This window comes from Pseudomonas sp. PDM28, assembly GCF_019219115.1.
GTDB lineage: Bacteria > Pseudomonadota > Gammaproteobacteria > Pseudomonadales > Pseudomonadaceae > Aquipseudomonas > Aquipseudomonas laurylsulfatiphila.
This window is the reverse complement of sequence record NZ_JAHUWG010000004.1, coordinates 227,115-242,567: the sequence shown is the minus strand read 5'-3', so window position 1 is coordinate 242,567 and position 15,453 is coordinate 227,115. Positions and strand designations below refer to the sequence as shown.

14 protein-coding genes are annotated in these 15,453 nt (G+C 59.0%); 8 read left to right on the top strand and 6 right to left on the bottom strand.

The window, feature by feature from the left end; translation table 11 throughout:
* Window position 1: 1 nt before the first annotated feature.
* Window positions 2-439, top strand: a complete 438-nt coding sequence (locus tag KW841_RS10490) for a YkgJ family cysteine cluster protein (RefSeq protein WP_007970630.1) — start codon at window positions 2-4, stop codon at window positions 437-439.
* Between the two features lie 217 nt (window positions 440-656).
* Here the strand turns inward: KW841_RS10490 and typA are convergent, their stop codons facing one another.
* Complete coding sequence (gene typA, locus KW841_RS10485; protein WP_007970631.1) at window positions 657-2,477, bottom strand: translational GTPase TypA; 1,821 nt, start codon at window positions 2,475-2,477, stop codon at window positions 657-659.
* A gap of 139 nt (window positions 2,478-2,616) precedes the next feature.
* Window positions 2,617-4,071, bottom strand: a complete 1,455-nt coding sequence (thiI, locus tag KW841_RS10480) for a tRNA uracil 4-sulfurtransferase ThiI (protein ID WP_218475768.1) — start codon at window positions 4,069-4,071, stop codon at window positions 2,617-2,619.
* A 328-nt stretch (window positions 4,072-4,399) separates the two neighbouring features.
* Here thiI and glnA point away from each other — a divergent pair, with 328 nt between their 5' ends.
* From glnA to ntrC, 4 genes are all read left to right on the top strand, one after another.
* A complete protein-coding gene (gene glnA / locus KW841_RS10475) occupies window positions 4,400-5,806 on the top strand; it encodes a glutamate--ammonia ligase (protein ID WP_007970634.1) in 1,407 nt (468 codons plus the stop codon).
* Window positions 5,807-6,103: 297 nt separating this feature from the next.
* Window positions 6,104-6,619 carry a DUF4124 domain-containing protein gene (locus KW841_RS10470; RefSeq protein WP_218475766.1) on the top strand — a complete coding sequence of 172 codons (516 nt, stop codon included), beginning with the start codon at window positions 6,104-6,106 and terminating at the stop codon, window positions 6,617-6,619.
* Window positions 6,620-6,926: 307 nt separating this feature from the next.
* Window positions 6,927-8,012: a nitrogen regulation protein NR(II) gene (glnL, locus tag KW841_RS10465; RefSeq protein WP_218475764.1), complete on the top strand. Its 1,086-nt coding sequence runs from the start codon at window positions 6,927-6,929 to the stop codon at window positions 8,010-8,012.
* The gene (gene ntrC / locus KW841_RS10460) at window positions 8,009-9,445 is read left to right on the top strand and encodes a nitrogen regulation protein NR(I) (RefSeq protein WP_218475762.1); all 1,437 of its coding nucleotides are present in this window, start codon (window positions 8,009-8,011) and stop codon (window positions 9,443-9,445) included. The genes glnL and ntrC overlap by 4 nt, the downstream gene beginning before the upstream one ends.
* A gap of 536 nt (window positions 9,446-9,981) precedes the next feature.
* Here the strand turns inward: ntrC and KW841_RS10455 are convergent.
* Complete coding sequence (locus KW841_RS10455; RefSeq protein WP_218475760.1) at window positions 9,982-10,422, bottom strand: hypothetical protein; 441 nt, start codon at window positions 10,420-10,422, stop codon at window positions 9,982-9,984.
* Here KW841_RS10455 and KW841_RS10450 point away from each other — a divergent pair.
* Complete coding sequence (locus KW841_RS10450; RefSeq protein ID WP_015093085.1) at window positions 10,421-10,876, top strand: tRNA (cytidine(34)-2'-O)-methyltransferase; 456 nt, start codon at window positions 10,421-10,423, stop codon at window positions 10,874-10,876. The two genes, KW841_RS10455 and KW841_RS10450, sit on opposite strands and share 2 nt — an antisense overlap.
* Before the next feature lie 132 nt (window positions 10,877-11,008).
* On the opposite strand, the gene secB is transcribed toward KW841_RS10450, so the two are convergent.
* The 3 genes from secB to KW841_RS10435 are packed head-to-tail and all read right to left on the bottom strand — an operon-like array spanning window position 11,009 to window position 12,220.
* The gene (secB, locus tag KW841_RS10445) at window positions 11,009-11,494 is read right to left on the bottom strand and encodes a protein-export chaperone SecB (protein ID WP_104451152.1); all 486 of its coding nucleotides are present in this window, start codon (window positions 11,492-11,494) and stop codon (window positions 11,009-11,011) included.
* A 56-nt stretch (window positions 11,495-11,550) separates the two neighbouring features.
* Window positions 11,551-11,805, bottom strand: a complete 255-nt coding sequence (gene grxC, locus KW841_RS10440; RefSeq protein ID WP_007972741.1) for a glutaredoxin 3 — start codon at window positions 11,803-11,805, stop codon at window positions 11,551-11,553.
* A gap of 1 nt (window position 11,806) precedes the next feature.
* Window positions 11,807-12,220 (bottom strand): rhodanese-like domain-containing protein, encoded by a 414-nt coding sequence (locus KW841_RS10435; RefSeq protein WP_015093082.1) that lies wholly within the window; start codon window positions 12,218-12,220, stop codon window positions 11,807-11,809.
* 153 nt (window positions 12,221-12,373) lie between these two features.
* Here KW841_RS10435 and gpmI point away from each other — a divergent pair, with 153 nt between their 5' ends.
* Both gpmI and KW841_RS10425 read left to right on the top strand, forming a co-directional pair.
* On the top strand, window positions 12,374-13,903 hold the full coding sequence (gene gpmI, locus KW841_RS10430) for a 2,3-bisphosphoglycerate-independent phosphoglycerate mutase (protein WP_218475758.1): 1,530 nt from the start codon (window positions 12,374-12,376) through the stop codon (window positions 13,901-13,903).
* Between the two features lie 252 nt (window positions 13,904-14,155).
* A complete protein-coding gene (locus KW841_RS10425) occupies window positions 14,156-15,451 on the top strand; it encodes a murein hydrolase activator EnvC (protein ID WP_104451155.1) in 1,296 nt (431 codons plus the stop codon).
* The last annotated feature ends 2 nt before the right edge of the window (window positions 15,452-15,453 follow it).

Genomic DNA, 15,453 nt, shown 5'->3' with positions numbered 1-15,453 from the left:
GATGATGAAGCCGAACCTGATCGCTGCCGCAGAGATCGACCGCCTCGATACCTGGGCCAAGTACTCTGCCCCGATGTGCGGCTCGTGCATGTCCAGCTGCTGCACCCTGCCCGTCGAGGTCAAGATCAAGGACCTGATCCGCATCGGCGTGGTCGACGAGTTCGAGCTGGGCGATCCACCGAAGAACATCGCCAAGCGCCTGCAAAAGGAAGGTCTGGTCGAGCGTTTCAACCAGAAGTCGGGAATCTTTACCCTCCAGCGCATGAGCAACAACGATTGCCTGTATCTGGATCGTAAGAGCCGTCTGTGCACTATTTATGATAAGCGCCCGGATACTTGCCGCAATCATCCAAAAATCGGCCCGCGGCCGGGGTATTGCGCGTACAAGCCGAAGGAAGTTGAGCGCGAGCGGAATTCTCGGTCGATCGAGCGGTTCTGATAGTTCCTGATTTATTTGGCGACAGATAGGCCGCCATCGCTGGCAAGCCAGCTCCCACAGTGATTGTTGTCGTACACAAATTTCATGTACGACTCAAATCCTGTGGGAGCTGGCTTGCCAGCGATGGGGCCGGCACAAACACCGCATAAATCCCAGACAAACAAAAACGCCCCCGGCCTTTCGACCGGGGGCGTTTTCGTTCAGCCGGGGCTAGATCTTATGCCTTGGCTTTCTTGGCTGCGCGGGTACGCTCGCTTTCGTCCAGGATCTTCTTGCGAAGACGGATGGACTTAGGAGTCACTTCACACAGCTCGTCGTCCTGGATGAATTCCAGAGCCTGTTCCAGGGTGAAGCGAACAGGTGGAACCAGAGCGATGGTTTCGTCTTTACCCGAAGCACGCATGTTGTCGAGCTTCTTGCCCTTGGTAGGGTTGACGCCCAGGTCGTTGTCACGGCTGTTCAGACCAACGATCTGACCGTTGTAGATTTCCTGACCGTGTTCTACGAACAGCTTGCCACGCGCCTGCAGGGTTTCCAGGGAGTAGGTCAGCGCCTTGCCGGTTTCAACCGAAACCAGAACGCCGTTCTGACGGCCGGACATGTCGCCGGACTTCATCACGTCGTAACGGTCGAAGATCGAGGTCAGGATGCCAGCGCCGTTGGTCAGGGTCAGGAACTGGTTACGGAAACCGATCAGACCACGAGCAGGGATGTTGTATTCCAGACGTACACGGCCCTTGCCATCCGGCACCATGTTGGTCAGGTCGCCCTTACGCAGGCCCATCTCTTCCATCACCTTGCCCTGGGATTCTTCCGGCAGGTCGATGGTGACGTTTTCGAACGGTTCGTGCTTCACGCCGTCAACCAGACGGATGATCACTTCCGGACGGCCTACAGCCATTTCGAAGCCTTCGCGACGCATGGTTTCGATCAGTACCGAGAGGTGCAGTTCGCCACGGCCGGAAACCTTGAACTTGTCAGCCGAGTCGCCTTCTTCAACGCGCAGTGCAACGTTGTACAGCAGCTCTTTGTCCAGACGTTCCTTGATGTTACGGGAAGTCACGAACTTGCCTTCTTTACCGCAGAATGGCGAGTCGTTTACCTGGAAGGTCATGGAAACGGTTGGCTCGTCGACGGTCAACGGCTTCATCGCTTCAACGGTGTCCGGGTGGCACAGGGTGTCGGAGATGAACAGCGAGTCCATACCGCTGATGCACACGATGTCGCCTGCAGCCGCTTCTTCAACGTCTACACGGTGCAGACCGTGGTGACCCATCAGCTTCAGGATACGACCGTTACGCTTCTTGCCGTCGGCGCCGATAGCCACAACCGGGGTGTTCGGCTTGACGCGACCGCGAGCGATACGGCCAACGCCGATAACACCCAGGAAGCTGTTGTAGTCCAGTGCGGAGATCTGCATCTGGAACGGACCGTCACGGTCGACTTTCGGCGCAGGTACGTTGTCGACGATCGACTGGTACAGCGGGGTCATGTCTTCAGCCATTTCGGTGTGGTCCAGACCGGCAATACCGTTCAGGGCCGAGGCGTAGACGACTTTGAAGTCCAGCTGTTCTTCGGTGGCGCCCAGGTTGTCGAACAGATCGAAGATCTGGTCCAGAACCCAGTCCGGACGCGCGCCTGGACGGTCAACCTTGTTGATGCACACGATCGGACGCAGGCCGGCTTCGAAAGCCTTCTTGGTCACGAAACGGGTTTGCGGCATAGGGCCGTCTTGAGCGTCAACCAGCAGCAGAACGGAGTCGACCATCGACATTACGCGTTCAACTTCGCCGCCGAAGTCGGCGTGGCCCGGGGTGTCCACGATGTTGATGTGGTAGCCGTTCCAGTTGATGGCGGTGTTTTTCGCCAGAATGGTAATACCGCGCTCTTTTTCCTGGTCGTTGGAGTCCATCACGCGCTCGTCGTTGAGCTCGTTGCGCTCCAGGGTGCCGGATTGACGCAGGAGTTTGTCTACCAGGGTGGTTTTACCATGGTCAACGTGGGCAATGATGGCGATGTTGCGTAGATTTTCGATCACTTGTGTATCTCGATCAGAGGATTCGGTGTGCTGACAAGTCTTGGCAGCGATTAACAGTAGCGTCCGTGAAAGCCGTTACAGCTTGACGGTGGCGTCGGGGGGCCGGTGACGCAGGCCACAGGCAAACAGCCCCGGGCACTTAGCTCGGTCGATAAACGCGCACATTGGCATGCCCCTCACTGAGCAAATGGTGGGCATGCAGGCGACTCATCACGCCTTTGTCGCAATACAGCAGGTACTGGCGAGTAGGGTCCAGTTCCTTGAAACGAGCGTTCACTGCATAAAACGGCATCGTTTGTACCTCGATGCCAGCAAGTTCCAGCGGGTCGTCTTCAGCGGCATCCGGGTGACGGATGTCGATGACGATCTGACCGGCCAGCGCTTCGCTGACTTCTTCAATCTGCAAGTCCTGGCCCAATTCGTCGATCACGCGATCGATCGGCACCAGCTTGGCGTTTTCGAGCGCACGCTCGAGCACCGCCATATCGAATTCTTTCTCTTCGTGCTCGACGCGATAGCGCTTGGCCGCGGTCTTCGGATTGACCGAGATGACGCCGCAGTATTCCGGCATGTGCCGGGCGAAATCGGCGGTGCCGATTTCGTTGGCCGTGTCGATGATGTCCTGCTTGTGCGCGACGATCAGCGGGCGCAAGACCAGTTTGTCGGTCACGCAATCGATCACAGACAGGTTCGGCAACGTCTGACTCGACACCTGGGAGATCGCCTCCCCCGTGACCAGTGCGTCGATGTGCAGTCGATCGGCAATCCGGGACGAAGCGCGCAACATCATACGCTTCAATACTACGCCCATATGACTGTTATCGACTTTGCCGAGAATTTCGCCCAGCACTTCCTCGAACGGCACACTGACAAATAGCACGCGTTGGGAGCTGCCGTACTTCTTCCAGATGAAATGCGCGACTTCCATGACGCCCAGTTCGTGGGCACGTCCGCCCAGGTTGAAGAAGCAGAAATGCGCCATCAGGCCGCGGCGCATGATCTGGTAGGCAGCCACGGTGGAATCGAAGCCACCGGACATCAGCACCAGTGTCTGTTCCAGGGCACCCAGCGGATATCCGCCGATGCCGTTGTGCTGGCTGTGGATCACGAACAACCGTTGGTCGCGAACTTCGATGCGGACTTCGATTTCAGGCTTTTTCAGGTCGATCCCGGCGGCACCGCACTGACGGCGCAACTGGCTGCCGACATATTTCTCGATATCGATCGAGCTGAACGGGTGCTTGCCGGCACGCTTGCAACGCACCGAGAAAATCTTGCCGGCCAGTGCATCACCGTAGTGCTGCTTGCACTTTTCAACGATGTCGTCGAAATCACCCAGCGGGTACTCGTCGATCTGCAGGAAGTGCGCGACGCCCGGCATGCAGCTCAGGCGTTCGCCCATCTCCTTCAGGGCCCTGGGGTCGCTGACGCGGGTTTCCAGCTCGAGGTTGTCCCACACACCGTTCACCACCACGGCCGGGTCCAGATCGCGGAGCACGGCACGGATGTTCTTGGCCAATTGGCGGATGAAACGCATCCGTACCGGGCGGCTCTTGATGGTGATCTCAGGGAAGACTTTTACGATTAATTTCATGGAAACAGCGCGCGCAGGGCCTGCCGAAAAAGGGGGGCGCGGATTATAGCGGAAATTGCTCAAGGTTTAACCAGTTAATGTGCAGAAGGTTTTGCGCGCACCAAAACGGGTCATTTATTCATTTTGACGCCACATTACGGGGCGGTATTTTCACCTTTAAAGCGCATTAATGGCTGATAAGCGTGTTTTTGGGGCAAAAAACCCATGCTGGGGCACTGGCATGCAATTTGCTCCCTTGTGAGGCAGGTTGCCTTGGCAGAGTATTCGCGCCGGCATCACCCACATTTAAGGGCATCCACTACTAGCCCGAAGCCACCCGGAGGACACTATGTCGAAGTCGGTTCAACTCATCAAAGATCATGACGTCAAATGGATTGATCTGCGCTTCACGGACACCAAAGGCACTCAGCACCACGTGACCATGCCGGCTCGCGATGCGCTGGATGACGACTTCTTCGAAGTCGGCAAAATGTTCGACGGTTCCTCCATCGCTGGCTGGAAAGGCATCGAAGCCTCCGACATGATCCTGATGCCGGACGACTCCACCGCAGTTCTCGATCCGTTCACCGAAGAACCGACCCTGATCCTGGTCTGCGACATCATCGAGCCTTCGAGCATGCAGGGCTACGACCGCGACCCACGTGCGATCGCCAAGCGCGCCGAAGAGCACCTGAAAGCCACCGGTATCGGCGACACCGTATTCGCAGGTCCAGAGCCAGAGTTCTTCATCTTTGACCAGGTGAAGTTCAAGTCCGACATTTCCGGTTCCATGTTCAAGATCTACTCCGAACAAGGTTCCTGGATGTCCGACCAGGACATCGAAGGCGGCAACAAGGGCCACCGTCCAGGCGTCAAAGGCGGCTACTTCCCGGTTCCACCGTTCGACCACGACCACGAAATCCGTACCTCCATGTGCAACGCACTGGAAGAAATGGGCCTGACCGTCGAAGTTCACCACCACGAAGTGGCAACTGCCGGCCAGAACGAAATCGGCGTCAAGTTCAACACTCTGGTGAAGAAAGCCGACGAAACCCAAACCCTGAAGTACGTCGTGCACAACGTTGCCGATGCCTACGGCCGCACCGCGACCTTCATGCCTAAGCCTCTGTACGGCGACAACGGCTCGGGCATGCACGTGCACATGTCCATCTGGAAAGATGGCAAGAACACCTTCGCAGGCGAAGGCTATGCCGGCCTGTCGGACACCGCTCTGTACTTCATCGGCGGCATCATCAAGCACGGTAAGGCCCTGAACGGCTTCACCAACCCGGCGACCAACTCCTACAAGCGTCTGGTTCCAGGCTTCGAAGCACCAGTGATGCTGGCCTACTCGGCTCGCAACCGTTCCGCTTCGATCCGCATTCCTTACGTGTCGAGCCCTAAAGCCCGCCGTATCGAAGCACGCTTCCCGGATCCGGCTGCCAACCCGTACCTGTGCTTCGCCGCACTGTTGATGGCTGGCCTGGACGGCATCCAGAACAAGATCCACCCTGGCGACGCTGCTGACAAAAACCTGTACGACCTGCCGCCTGAAGAGGCGAAAGAGATTCCACAAGTTTGCGGCAGCCTGAAAGAAGCCCTGGAAGAGCTGGACAAAGGTCGTGCGTTCCTGACCAAAGGCGGCGTTTTCAGCGACGACTTCATCGACGCTTACATCGCCCTGAAAAGCGAAGAAGAAATCAAGGTACGTACCTTCGTACACCCACTGGAATACGAGCTGTACTACAGCTGCTGATCCGGTAGCGCTGCTGCACGCGGCGTGACAAAAGAGGCCTCCTTCGGGAGGCCTTTTTTATTGCCAGCGATTCAACGGCTGACGCACATCCCTGTGGGAGCGGGCTTGCCCGCGAAGGCGTCAGTACACTCAACATCTGCTTATCAGACAGACCGCTTTCGCGAGCAAGCCCGCTCCCACCGGGATTTGTAGCGCCTTGGAATATCTCGCAAACCATACCCAGATGTTTAGCGGCTTGGTTCAAACATACCGCCTGACCTATGCTGCAACCCAACGCTTTCGCTTCCGGTCGATTCCATGGGTCGTGGTTTTCTGTTCATCCTGCTGCTGATCGCCCTGCCCGCCATGGCGCAGATCTACAAATACACAGACGCCAACGGCGCCACTGCGTACAGCAATCAACCGCCTGACGGCACCAGCGCCCAACCGGTCCACTTGCCACCCCTCAACAGCATTGAGCGCCAGCCTCCCGGTGAAGCCGCGCCTGTTGCTGAAACCGCCCCGAATGAGCAGCCCCAAAAACCCTATGAAGTGCTGGAGCTTGCCGGCCTGCCCAATACCGAAGCTCTGCGCGCCAACAATGGCACCTTCACGATTAACGTACTGATCAAGCCGCGCCTGCAAGCCCCCCACCTGCTGCGCCTGCTGCTGGACGATCAACCCTACGGCCAGCCAGTCAATGTGCCGATCCTGCAACTGGTGAACATCGATCGCGGCGAGCATCGCCTCGCCGTGCAAGTGATCGATGGCGAAAACGTTGTGCAACAGAGCCCCACCGCAACCTTCACCGTGCAACGAGTGCACACGCGCTGAAGACCTGACTGCTGATTGCCGGCTTCATTGCACTGCTCATGTCGGCACGAAAAATCCCATTCCTGCGACTTTTCTAACCTCATTCAGGTTTGCGCACTATATTGGTGCAACTGCTTGCACCGTACTCACATTCCAACCCATTTTGGTTCGAAATTACCCGTGAACGCCGGCAGAACGCCACGCAAGCGAGCGTCATACGCCCGTTTCAGGCCTTTGGCGCTTCTTTTCGGAGCCTTGGTTTGGTTTTTGCATTTTCCCCATATCAACGCTTGTTTCTTGCGCATGCTCCGCCCCAAAAGAGGTCCCGATGACCATTAGCGACGCACTCCACCGTTTGCTACTCGACAACCTCACCACCGCCACCATTCTGCTCGATGCCGAACTGCGCCTCGAGTACATGAACCCGGCGGCGGAGATGCTGCTGGCCATCAGCGGCCAGCGCAGCCATGGGCAGTTCATCAGTGAACTGTTTACCGAATCGACTGAAGCGCTTAACTCCTTGCGCCAGGCTGTCGAACAGGCCCACCCGTTCACCAAGCGCGAAGCCATGCTCACCGCCCTGACCGGCCAGACCCTGACCGTCGACTACGCGGTAACGCCGATTCTGAGCAATGGCGACACAATGCTGCTGCTTGAAGTCCACCCGCGTGACCGCTTGCTGCGGATCACCAAGGAAGAAGCACAGCTTTCCAAGCAGGAGACCAGCAAGATGCTGGTGCGCGGACTCGCCCATGAAATCAAGAACCCCTTGGGCGGGATTCGTGGCGCGGCGCAATTGCTGGCCCGGGAACTGCCGGAAGAAAGCCTGCGCGACTACACCAACGTCATCATCGAAGAAGCCGACCGGCTGCGTAACCTGGTGGATCGCATGCTCGGCTCCAACAAGCTGCCGTCACTGGCCCTGTGCAATGTCCACGAAGTGCTGGAGCGCGTCTGCCAACTGGTGGAAGCCGAAAGCCAGGGTTGCATCACGCTGGTGCGCGACTACGACCCAAGCATTCCCGACGTATTGATCGACCGCGAACAGATGATTCAGGCCGTACTGAACATCGTGCGCAACGCGATGCAAGCCATCAGCAGCCAGAACGAGCTGCGCCTGGGCCGAATCAGCCTGCGCACCCGCACCATGCGTCAGTTCACCATCGGCCATGTGCGCCATCGCCTGGTGACCAAGATCGAGATCATCGACAACGGTCCGGGCATCCCTGCGGAACTTCAGGAAACCATCTTCTTTCCCATGGTCAGCGGTCGCCCGGACGGTACCGGGCTCGGCCTGGCCATTACCCAGAACATCATCAGCCAGCACCAGGGCCTGATCGAATGTGACAGCCACCCCGGCCACACCACTTTCTCGATCTTTCTGCCACTGGAACAAGGAGCCACATCGACATGAGCCGTAGTGAAACCGTGTGGATCGTCGATGACGACCGTTCTATCCGTTGGGTCCTGGAAAAAGCCTTGCAACAGGAAGGCATGACCACGCAAAGCTTCGACAGCGCCGATGGCGTGATGAGCCGCCTGGCGCGCCAGCAACCGGACGTGATCATTTCCGACATCCGCATGCCCGGCGCCAGCGGCCTGGACCTTCTGGCGCGGATTCGCGAACAGCATCCACGACTGCCGGTCATCATCATGACCGCTCACTCCGATCTGGACAGCGCTGTCGCGTCCTATCAGGGCGGCGCCTTCGAATACCTGCCCAAACCGTTCGATGTCGACGAAGCAGTTTCCCTGGTCAAGCGCGCCAACCAGCACGCCCAGGAGCAGCAAGGTCTGGAAGTCGTCCCGACATTGACCCGCACCCCGGAAATCATCGGCGAGGCGCCGGCGATGCAGGAGGTGTTTCGCGCCATCGGTCGCTTGAGCCACTCCAACATCACCGTGCTGATCAATGGCGAATCCGGTACAGGCAAAGAGTTGGTGGCCCACGCCCTGCACCGTCACAGCCCGCGCGCCGCTTCGCCGTTCATCGCGCTGAACATGGCGGCGATCCCCAAGGACCTGATGGAATCCGAACTGTTCGGCCACGAGAAAGGCGCGTTCACCGGCGCGGCCAACCTGCGTCGCGGGCGTTTCGAACAGGCGGACGGCGGCACGCTGTTCCTCGATGAAATCGGCGACATGCCCGCCGACACCCAGACCCGCTTGCTGCGGGTGCTGGCCGATGGCGAGTTCTACCGCGTCGGCGGCCATGTGCCGGTGAAGGTCGATGTGCGCATCATCGCCGCGACTCACCAGAACCTGGAAACCCTGGTGCATGCCGGGAAATTCCGCGAGGACTTGTTCCATCGCCTCAACGTGATCCGCATTCATATCCCGCGCCTGTCGGACCGTCGTGAAGACATCCCGACCCTGGCCAAGCACTTCCTCAGCCGCGCAGCTCAGGAGCTGGCAGTCGAGCCGAAGTTGCTGAAAAGCGAAACCGAGGAATACCTGAAGAACCTGCCGTGGCCCGGCAACGTGCGCCAACTGGAGAACACCTGCCGCTGGATCACGGTGATGGCTTCGGGTCGCGAAGTGCACATCGGCGACCTGCCGCCGGAGCTGCTGAGCCTGCCGCAGGATTCGGCACCGGCCACCAACTGGGAGCAAGCCCTGCGCCAATGGGCCGACCAGGCGCTGGCCCGTGGTCAATCGAGCCTGCTCGACAGCGCCGTGCCGGCCTTCGAACGGATCATGATCGAGACCGCCCTCAAACACACCGCCGGTCGCCGCCGCGATGCCGCCGTTTTGCTGGGTTGGGGGCGTAATACCCTGACGCGCAAGATCAAGGAATTGGGGATGAAGGTGGATGGTGGGGACGATGATGAGGGCGACGAAGCCTGATTACTCACTGAGCACACGATCCTGTGGGAGCGGGCTTGCTCGCGAAGGGGCCATAACATTCAACATCATTATTGACTGTTACACCGCTTTCGCGAGCAAGCCCGCTCCCACATTCAAAGCTGCGTGCACCGCCTGAATGCACCGTGAACCGCAATCGCGCACAAAAACAGCTTCGAATCCCCATCTGCTTTCGCAATCGAATCCCTTTCGAAAAAACACGAAAGCCCCGAATCTCGGGGCTTTCAGCGTTTCAAACCGGCTTTTTTGTTTCTCTTTGTGAAAACTGGCACGCCCCCTGCAATAACCCTTTCAAGTGATTCAGATCACCGACCCGGTTTCGGGGACCTTGGTACAGGCAGGCCGGGGATTCCCCTCTTTACACCGGGCTCACACCGCAGACGCGACGAGCCCAGCCGTTTTGGGGCCCTTGATACAGGCAGGTCAGGGGTTCCTTCTTTACACCAGGCTCACACCGCACTCGCGACGAGCCTCCCGTTTCGGGAACCTTGGTACAGGCAGGCCGGGGATTCCCTCTTTTATTGCTCCCGGAGATGGATCTCCAGCCGCCAGCGGTCATCGACCTCGCTACCGGCCCACTCGCCCTGCAGGGGCCGGGCCGCCACCAGCGTCAGCAGCAACCCTCCATCACTCAAACGTACCCGCCAGTTCACATCCTTGCCGACAAGCTTGAGCTGGCCTTTCTGCGCCTGGCCCTCGGCGCCAAACAGCAGCGCGACAGTGCCGTCGACGATTTCGCCATGGACCTTGGGTTCGTTGTTGAACCACACCACCAGCCCATCGCCCGTCACCTCAACCTGCTGCAACTGACTCGGGTCTGGCGTGGTCAGGCGACCGATCATCAGGCCGATCATCATCCCGACAATCGCCAGCGAGCCCATCACCCGCAGGAATAGTTTCGAACGCACGCCTGCTTGCGGCGTAGAATGCGCGTCATCTTTACCTTCGGAGCCGTGCATGTTTCACGTCATCCTTTTCCAACCAGAAATTCCGCCGAATACCGGCAACGTTATCAGGCTGTGCGCCAACAGTGGCTGCCACCTGCATTTGATCGAGCCGCTGGGCTTCGAGATGGATGACAAGCGCCTGCGCCGCGCCGGCCTCGACTACCACGAGTATGCCACCCTGCAACGTCACGCGGACCTCGCCAGCTGCCTGGAAAGCCTCGGTCATCCACGACTGTTCGCCTTCACCACCAAGGGCTCGCGGCCATTCCACGATGCCAGCTTCGCCCCAGGCGATGCGTTCCTGTTCGGCCCGGAAAGCCGGGGTTTGCCCGCCGAGGTACTGGACGCCCTGCCCCCCGAGCAACGCCTGCGCCTGCCGATGCGCGAGGGCTGCCGCAGCCTGAACCTGTCGAATACCGTGGCCGTCGCGGTTTACGAAGCCTGGCGCCAGAACGACTTCAAATAACACCGCATAACAAATGTGGGAGCGGGCTTGCTCGCGAAGGGGCCATAACGTTCAACATCGTTGTTGACTGTTACACCGCTTTCGCGAGCAAGCCCGCTCCCACATTGGACTTGCTTCGACGCTCAGAAATGCTTACTGAACGGTCGGCGTCTCGCCGGCAGCCTGCATGCGTTGCAGCTCTTGCGCATACAGTGCATCGAAGTTCACCGGAGCCAGCATCAGTGCCGGGAACGAACCGCGGGTCACCAGGCTGTCCAGGGTTTCGCGAGCGTACGGGAACAGGATGTTCGGGCAGAACGCACCCAGGGTATGGCTCATCGAAGCATCGTCCAGGTTCTTGATCAGGAAGATACCGGCCTGCTGCACTTCAGCGATGAACGCCACTTCGTCACCGTTTTTCACGGTAACCGACAGGGTCAGCACGACTTCGTGGAAGTCCGACTCCAATACCTTTTGACGGGTGTTCAGATCCAGGGCGACGCTCGGCTCCCACTGCTGGCGGAAGATCGCCGGGCTTTTCGGAGCTTCGAAGGACAGGTCACGCACATAAATGCGCTGCAAGGAGAATTGCGGTGCAGTTTCTTCTTCGTTCGCAGCAGTGTTCTGTTGGTCAGTCATCGCAGATCCTTCTTGATCCAGGGTTCTTTTAGGTTTGCTTGTTTGGGGTATTGCCGTCAGGCCCTGAGCAGTGCGTCGAGCTTGCCGGCACGCTCCAGGGCGAACAAATCATCACAACCGCCCACGTGGGTGCTGCCGATCCAGATTTGCGGCACGGACGTACGTCCGGCCTTCTGGGCCATCGCAGCGCGCACCTGCGGCTTGCCATCGACCTTGATCTCTTCGAAGGCCACGCCTTTGTTCTCGAGCAGGTACTTGGCTCGCGAGCAGTAAGGGCAGTAATCGCTGGAATAGACGACGACGTTGCTCATATCACTTCACCAGCGGCAGATTGTCGGCTTTCCAGCTGGAGATACCGCCGGAAAGCTTGGCGGCGGTGAAGCCGGATTTCATCAATTCGCGGGCGTGAGTGCCGGCGGTCTGGCCCATGGCATCGACCAGGATGATGGTCTTGGCCTTGTGCTTTTCCAGCTCGCCAACGCGGGCGATCAGTTTGTCCTGGGGAATGTTCAGCGCACCGACAATGTGACCGGCGGCGAAATCCTTGGTTGGACGAATGTCGATCACCACGCCGGCGTCCTTGTTGACCAGGCCGGTCAGTTCGCCAGTGCTCAGGCTACGGCCGCCGCCCTGCATTTGATAGGCAATCAGCAACGCCAGCAGTACGACGAAGATACCGACGAGAATGTAGTGGTTAGTGGCAAATTGAATCAGGTTAGCAACCATCGAAGGAGGTTCCAGGGCGTTAAAATGTCGGCCAGTATACACAGCCACTATGGTGGGCCAAACCCCGTCCGGCGGTGACGCGGCCGGAACTTCGCTTTAAACTGCCACTCCCTTTTCCATTGCTCCTTTTTATCTCAGCCACGAGTGGATTCCATGACTACCACGCCTAAACCTTTGGTCCTGATGATTCTCGACGGCTTCGGTCACAGTGACAGCCCCGAATCCAACGCCATTTTCGCGGCGAAGAAGCCTGTACTGGACCGCCTGTGGGCCACCGTGCCGAACGGCCTGATCTCGGGCAGCGGCATGGACGTCGGTCTTCCGGATGGCCAGATGGGCAACTCCGAAGTCGGTCACATGAACCTCGGCGCCGGTCGCGTGGTGTATCAGGACTTCACTCGCGTCACCAAATCGATCCGCGACGGCGAGTTCTTCGAGAACCCGACCATCTGCGCGGCCGTGGACAAAGCCGTCGCCGCCGGCAAAGCCGTGCATTTCATGGGCCTGCTGTCCGATGGTGGCGTGCATAGCCACCAGGATCACCTGGTCGCCATGGCCGAACTGGCCTTCAAGCGCGGCGCTCAAGACATCTACCTGCACGCCTTCCTCGACGGCCGCGACACGCCGCCGAAAAGCGCGCAATCCTCGATCGAACTGCTCGACGCCACTTTCCAGGCCCTGGGCAAAGGCCGGATCGCCAGCCTGATCGGCCGTTACTACGCCATGGACCGCGACAACCGTTGGGACCGTGTTTCCCAGGCCTACAACCTGATTGTCGATGGCCAGGGCGATTTCAACGCCGCCACTGCCCAGGAAGGCCTGCAAGCAGCCTACGAGCGCGGCGAGAGTGACGAGTTCGTCAAGGCCACCTCCATCGGTGAGCCGGTAAAAGTCGAAGACGGCGATGCCGTGGTGTTCATGAACTTCCGAGCCGACCGCGCCCGCGAACTGACTCGCGTGTTCGTCGAAGACAACTTCAGTGAGTTCGAGCGTGCCCGCCAGCCGAAACTGGCCGGTTTCGTCATGCTGACCCAATACGCCGCGAGCATTCCTGCGCCGTCGGCCTTCGCCGCCGGCAGCCTGGAAAACGTGCTGGGCGACTACCTGGCGAAAAACGGCAAGACCCAGCTGCGCATCGCCGAAACCGAAAAATACGCCCACGTGACCTTCTTCTTCTCCGGCGGTCGCGAAGAACCGTTCCCGGGCGAAGAACGCATCCTGATTCCGTCGCCGAAAGTCGCCACCTATGACTTGCAGCCGGAAATGAGCGCACCGGAAGTCACCGACCGCATCGTCGACGCCATCGAAAACCAGCGTTACGACGTGATCGTGGTCAACTACGCCAACGGCGACATGGTCGGTCACAGCGGCGTGTTCGAAGCGGCGGTCAAGGCTGTTGAATGCCTTGACCTGTGCGTGGGCCGCATCGTCGACGCCCTGGAAAAAGTCGGCGGCGAAGCCTTGATCACCGCTGACCATGGCAACGTCGAGCAAATGTCCGATGCAACCACCGGCCAGGCGCACACTGCGCACACCACCGAGCCGGTGCCATTCATCTATGTCGGCAAGCGCGACCTGAAGGTCCGCGAAGGCGGCGTGCTGGCGGACGTGGCGCCTACCATGCTGAAGTTGCTGGGCCTTGAGCAACCGGCGGAAATGACCGGGACTTCGATTCTGGTCTAATCCGACTCTCCAAAACACTGAAAATCCTGTGGGAGCTGGCTTGCCAGCGATAGCAATCTGACAGCCAACTTCCATGTTGAAACTCAGGCCGCAATCGCTGGCAAGCCAGCTCCCACAATGGTTTGTGGTGGTTTTGAAGACTAAATCCCCCCACATCTCTCTCCAGTTATCACACAGTCCCAATTGGGCATTTTTTTTGCCGCCCATGGCGGGCATACTAGGCCGTCCCTTTCCCTGGTGCCGCCCGCCCCTATGCTTCGCGTCCTGATAGCCCTAGCTCTGACTTGCCTGCTCCAACCGGCCTTTGCTGACGAGCGTGCAGACACCCAACAACAGTTGGACGCCACGCGTCAGGACATTGCCGAGCTGAAGAAGCTGCTGGGCAAGCTGCAGGAAGAAAAGTCCGGTGTGCAGAAAGAGCTCAAGGGCACCGAAACCGAAATGGGCAAGCTCGAGAAGCAGGTCGACGCCCTGCAAAAAGAGCTGAAGAAAAGCGAAGCCGAGCTGCAGCGACTCGATGCGGAGAAAAAAAAACTCCAGAGCGCGCGCATTGAACAGCAACGACTGATCGCCATTCAGGCCCGGGCGGCCTACCAGAACGGTCGTCAGGAATACCTCAAGCTGCTGCTCAACCAGCAGAATCCGGAAAGATTCGCCCGCACCCTCACCTATTACGACTACCTGAGCCAGGCTCGCCTGGAGCAGTTGAAGAATTTCAACGAAACCTTGCGCCAACTGTCCAATGTCGAGAAAGACATCGCCATGCAGCAGGCGCAACTGCTGGTGCAGCAAAGCAGCCTCGACACCCAGCGTGACGAGCTCGAGAAAGTCCGCAAGGAGCGCCAGCAAGTCCTGGCCAAGCTCAATGACGACGTAAAGGCTCGCGATCAGAAACTGGCGGCGCGCGAGCAGGATCAGGCAGACCTGTCTAAAGTCCTTAAAACCATTGAAGAAACCCTGGCCCGCCAGGCCCGTGAGGCAGAAGAAGCGCGACAAAAAGCGCTGATTGCCCAGCAGGAAGCCGAAAAAAAGCGTTTACGTGAGGCCCAGGCGCAGGCAGATGCCAGCGACGACGCCCCACGCAAACCGGTCAGATCGACACCTGGCGCACTGGTTTCCAGTTCCGGCGAGACCTTTGGTGGTCCGTTTGCGTCAACCCGCGGCAAACTTCCCTGGCCTGTCGATGGTCGACTGCTGGCGCGCTACGGTGAAAGCCGTGGCGACGATGCCCGGACCAAGTGGGATGGCGTGATGATCGGCGCTTCTGCCGGCAGTGCGGTGCGTGCCGTACACGGTGGTCGCGTTGTGTTCGCCGACTGGTTGCGCGGCGCCGGGCTGCTGGTGATTCTCGACCACGGCAATGGTTATTTGAGTCTGTACGGTCACAACCAGACGCTGCTCAAGTCTGCGGGTGACGTTGTAAAAGCCGGTGAGCCTATTTCCACTGTCGGTAACAGTGGCGGGCAGGACACACCAGCGTTGTATTTCGCAATTCGACAGCAGGGTCACCCGAGTGACCCTGCGCAATGGTGCCACGCGCAAGGATAGGC

What these genes read in the sequence shown, in the direction of transcription:
- KW841_RS10455 (WP_218475760.1), bottom strand. Translation starts at nt 10,422, where the DNA reads ATGCACGGCTCCGAAGGTAAAGATGACGCGCATTCTACGCCGCAAGCA.
- KW841_RS10435 (WP_015093082.1), bottom strand. Translation starts at nt 12,220, where the DNA reads ATGGTTGCTAACCTGATTCAATTTGCCACTAACCACTACATTCTCGTC.
- KW841_RS10470 (WP_218475766.1), top strand. Translation starts at nt 6,104, where the DNA reads ATGGGTCGTGGTTTTCTGTTCATCCTGCTGCTGATCGCCCTGCCCGCC.
- glnA (WP_007970634.1), top strand. Translation starts at nt 4,400, where the DNA reads ATGTCGAAGTCGGTTCAACTCATCAAAGATCATGACGTCAAATGGATT.
- ntrC (WP_218475762.1), top strand. Translation starts at nt 8,009, where the DNA reads ATGAGCCGTAGTGAAACCGTGTGGATCGTCGATGACGACCGTTCTATC.
- secB (WP_104451152.1), bottom strand. Translation starts at nt 11,494, where the DNA reads ATGACTGACCAACAGAACACTGCTGCGAACGAAGAAGAAACTGCACCG.
- KW841_RS10425 (WP_104451155.1), top strand. Translation starts at nt 14,156, where the DNA reads ATGCTTCGCGTCCTGATAGCCCTAGCTCTGACTTGCCTGCTCCAACCG.
- KW841_RS10450 (WP_015093085.1), top strand. Translation starts at nt 10,421, where the DNA reads ATGTTTCACGTCATCCTTTTCCAACCAGAAATTCCGCCGAATACCGGC.
- gpmI (WP_218475758.1), top strand. Translation starts at nt 12,374, where the DNA reads ATGACTACCACGCCTAAACCTTTGGTCCTGATGATTCTCGACGGCTTC.
- grxC (WP_007972741.1), bottom strand. Translation starts at nt 11,805, where the DNA reads ATGAGCAACGTCGTCGTCTATTCCAGCGATTACTGCCCTTACTGCTCG.
- thiI (WP_218475768.1), bottom strand. Translation starts at nt 4,071, where the DNA reads ATGAAATTAATCGTAAAAGTCTTCCCTGAGATCACCATCAAGAGCCGC.
- glnL (WP_218475764.1), top strand. Translation starts at nt 6,927, where the DNA reads ATGACCATTAGCGACGCACTCCACCGTTTGCTACTCGACAACCTCACC.
- KW841_RS10490 (WP_007970630.1), top strand. Translation starts at nt 2, where the DNA reads ATGATGAAGCCGAACCTGATCGCTGCCGCAGAGATCGACCGCCTCGAT.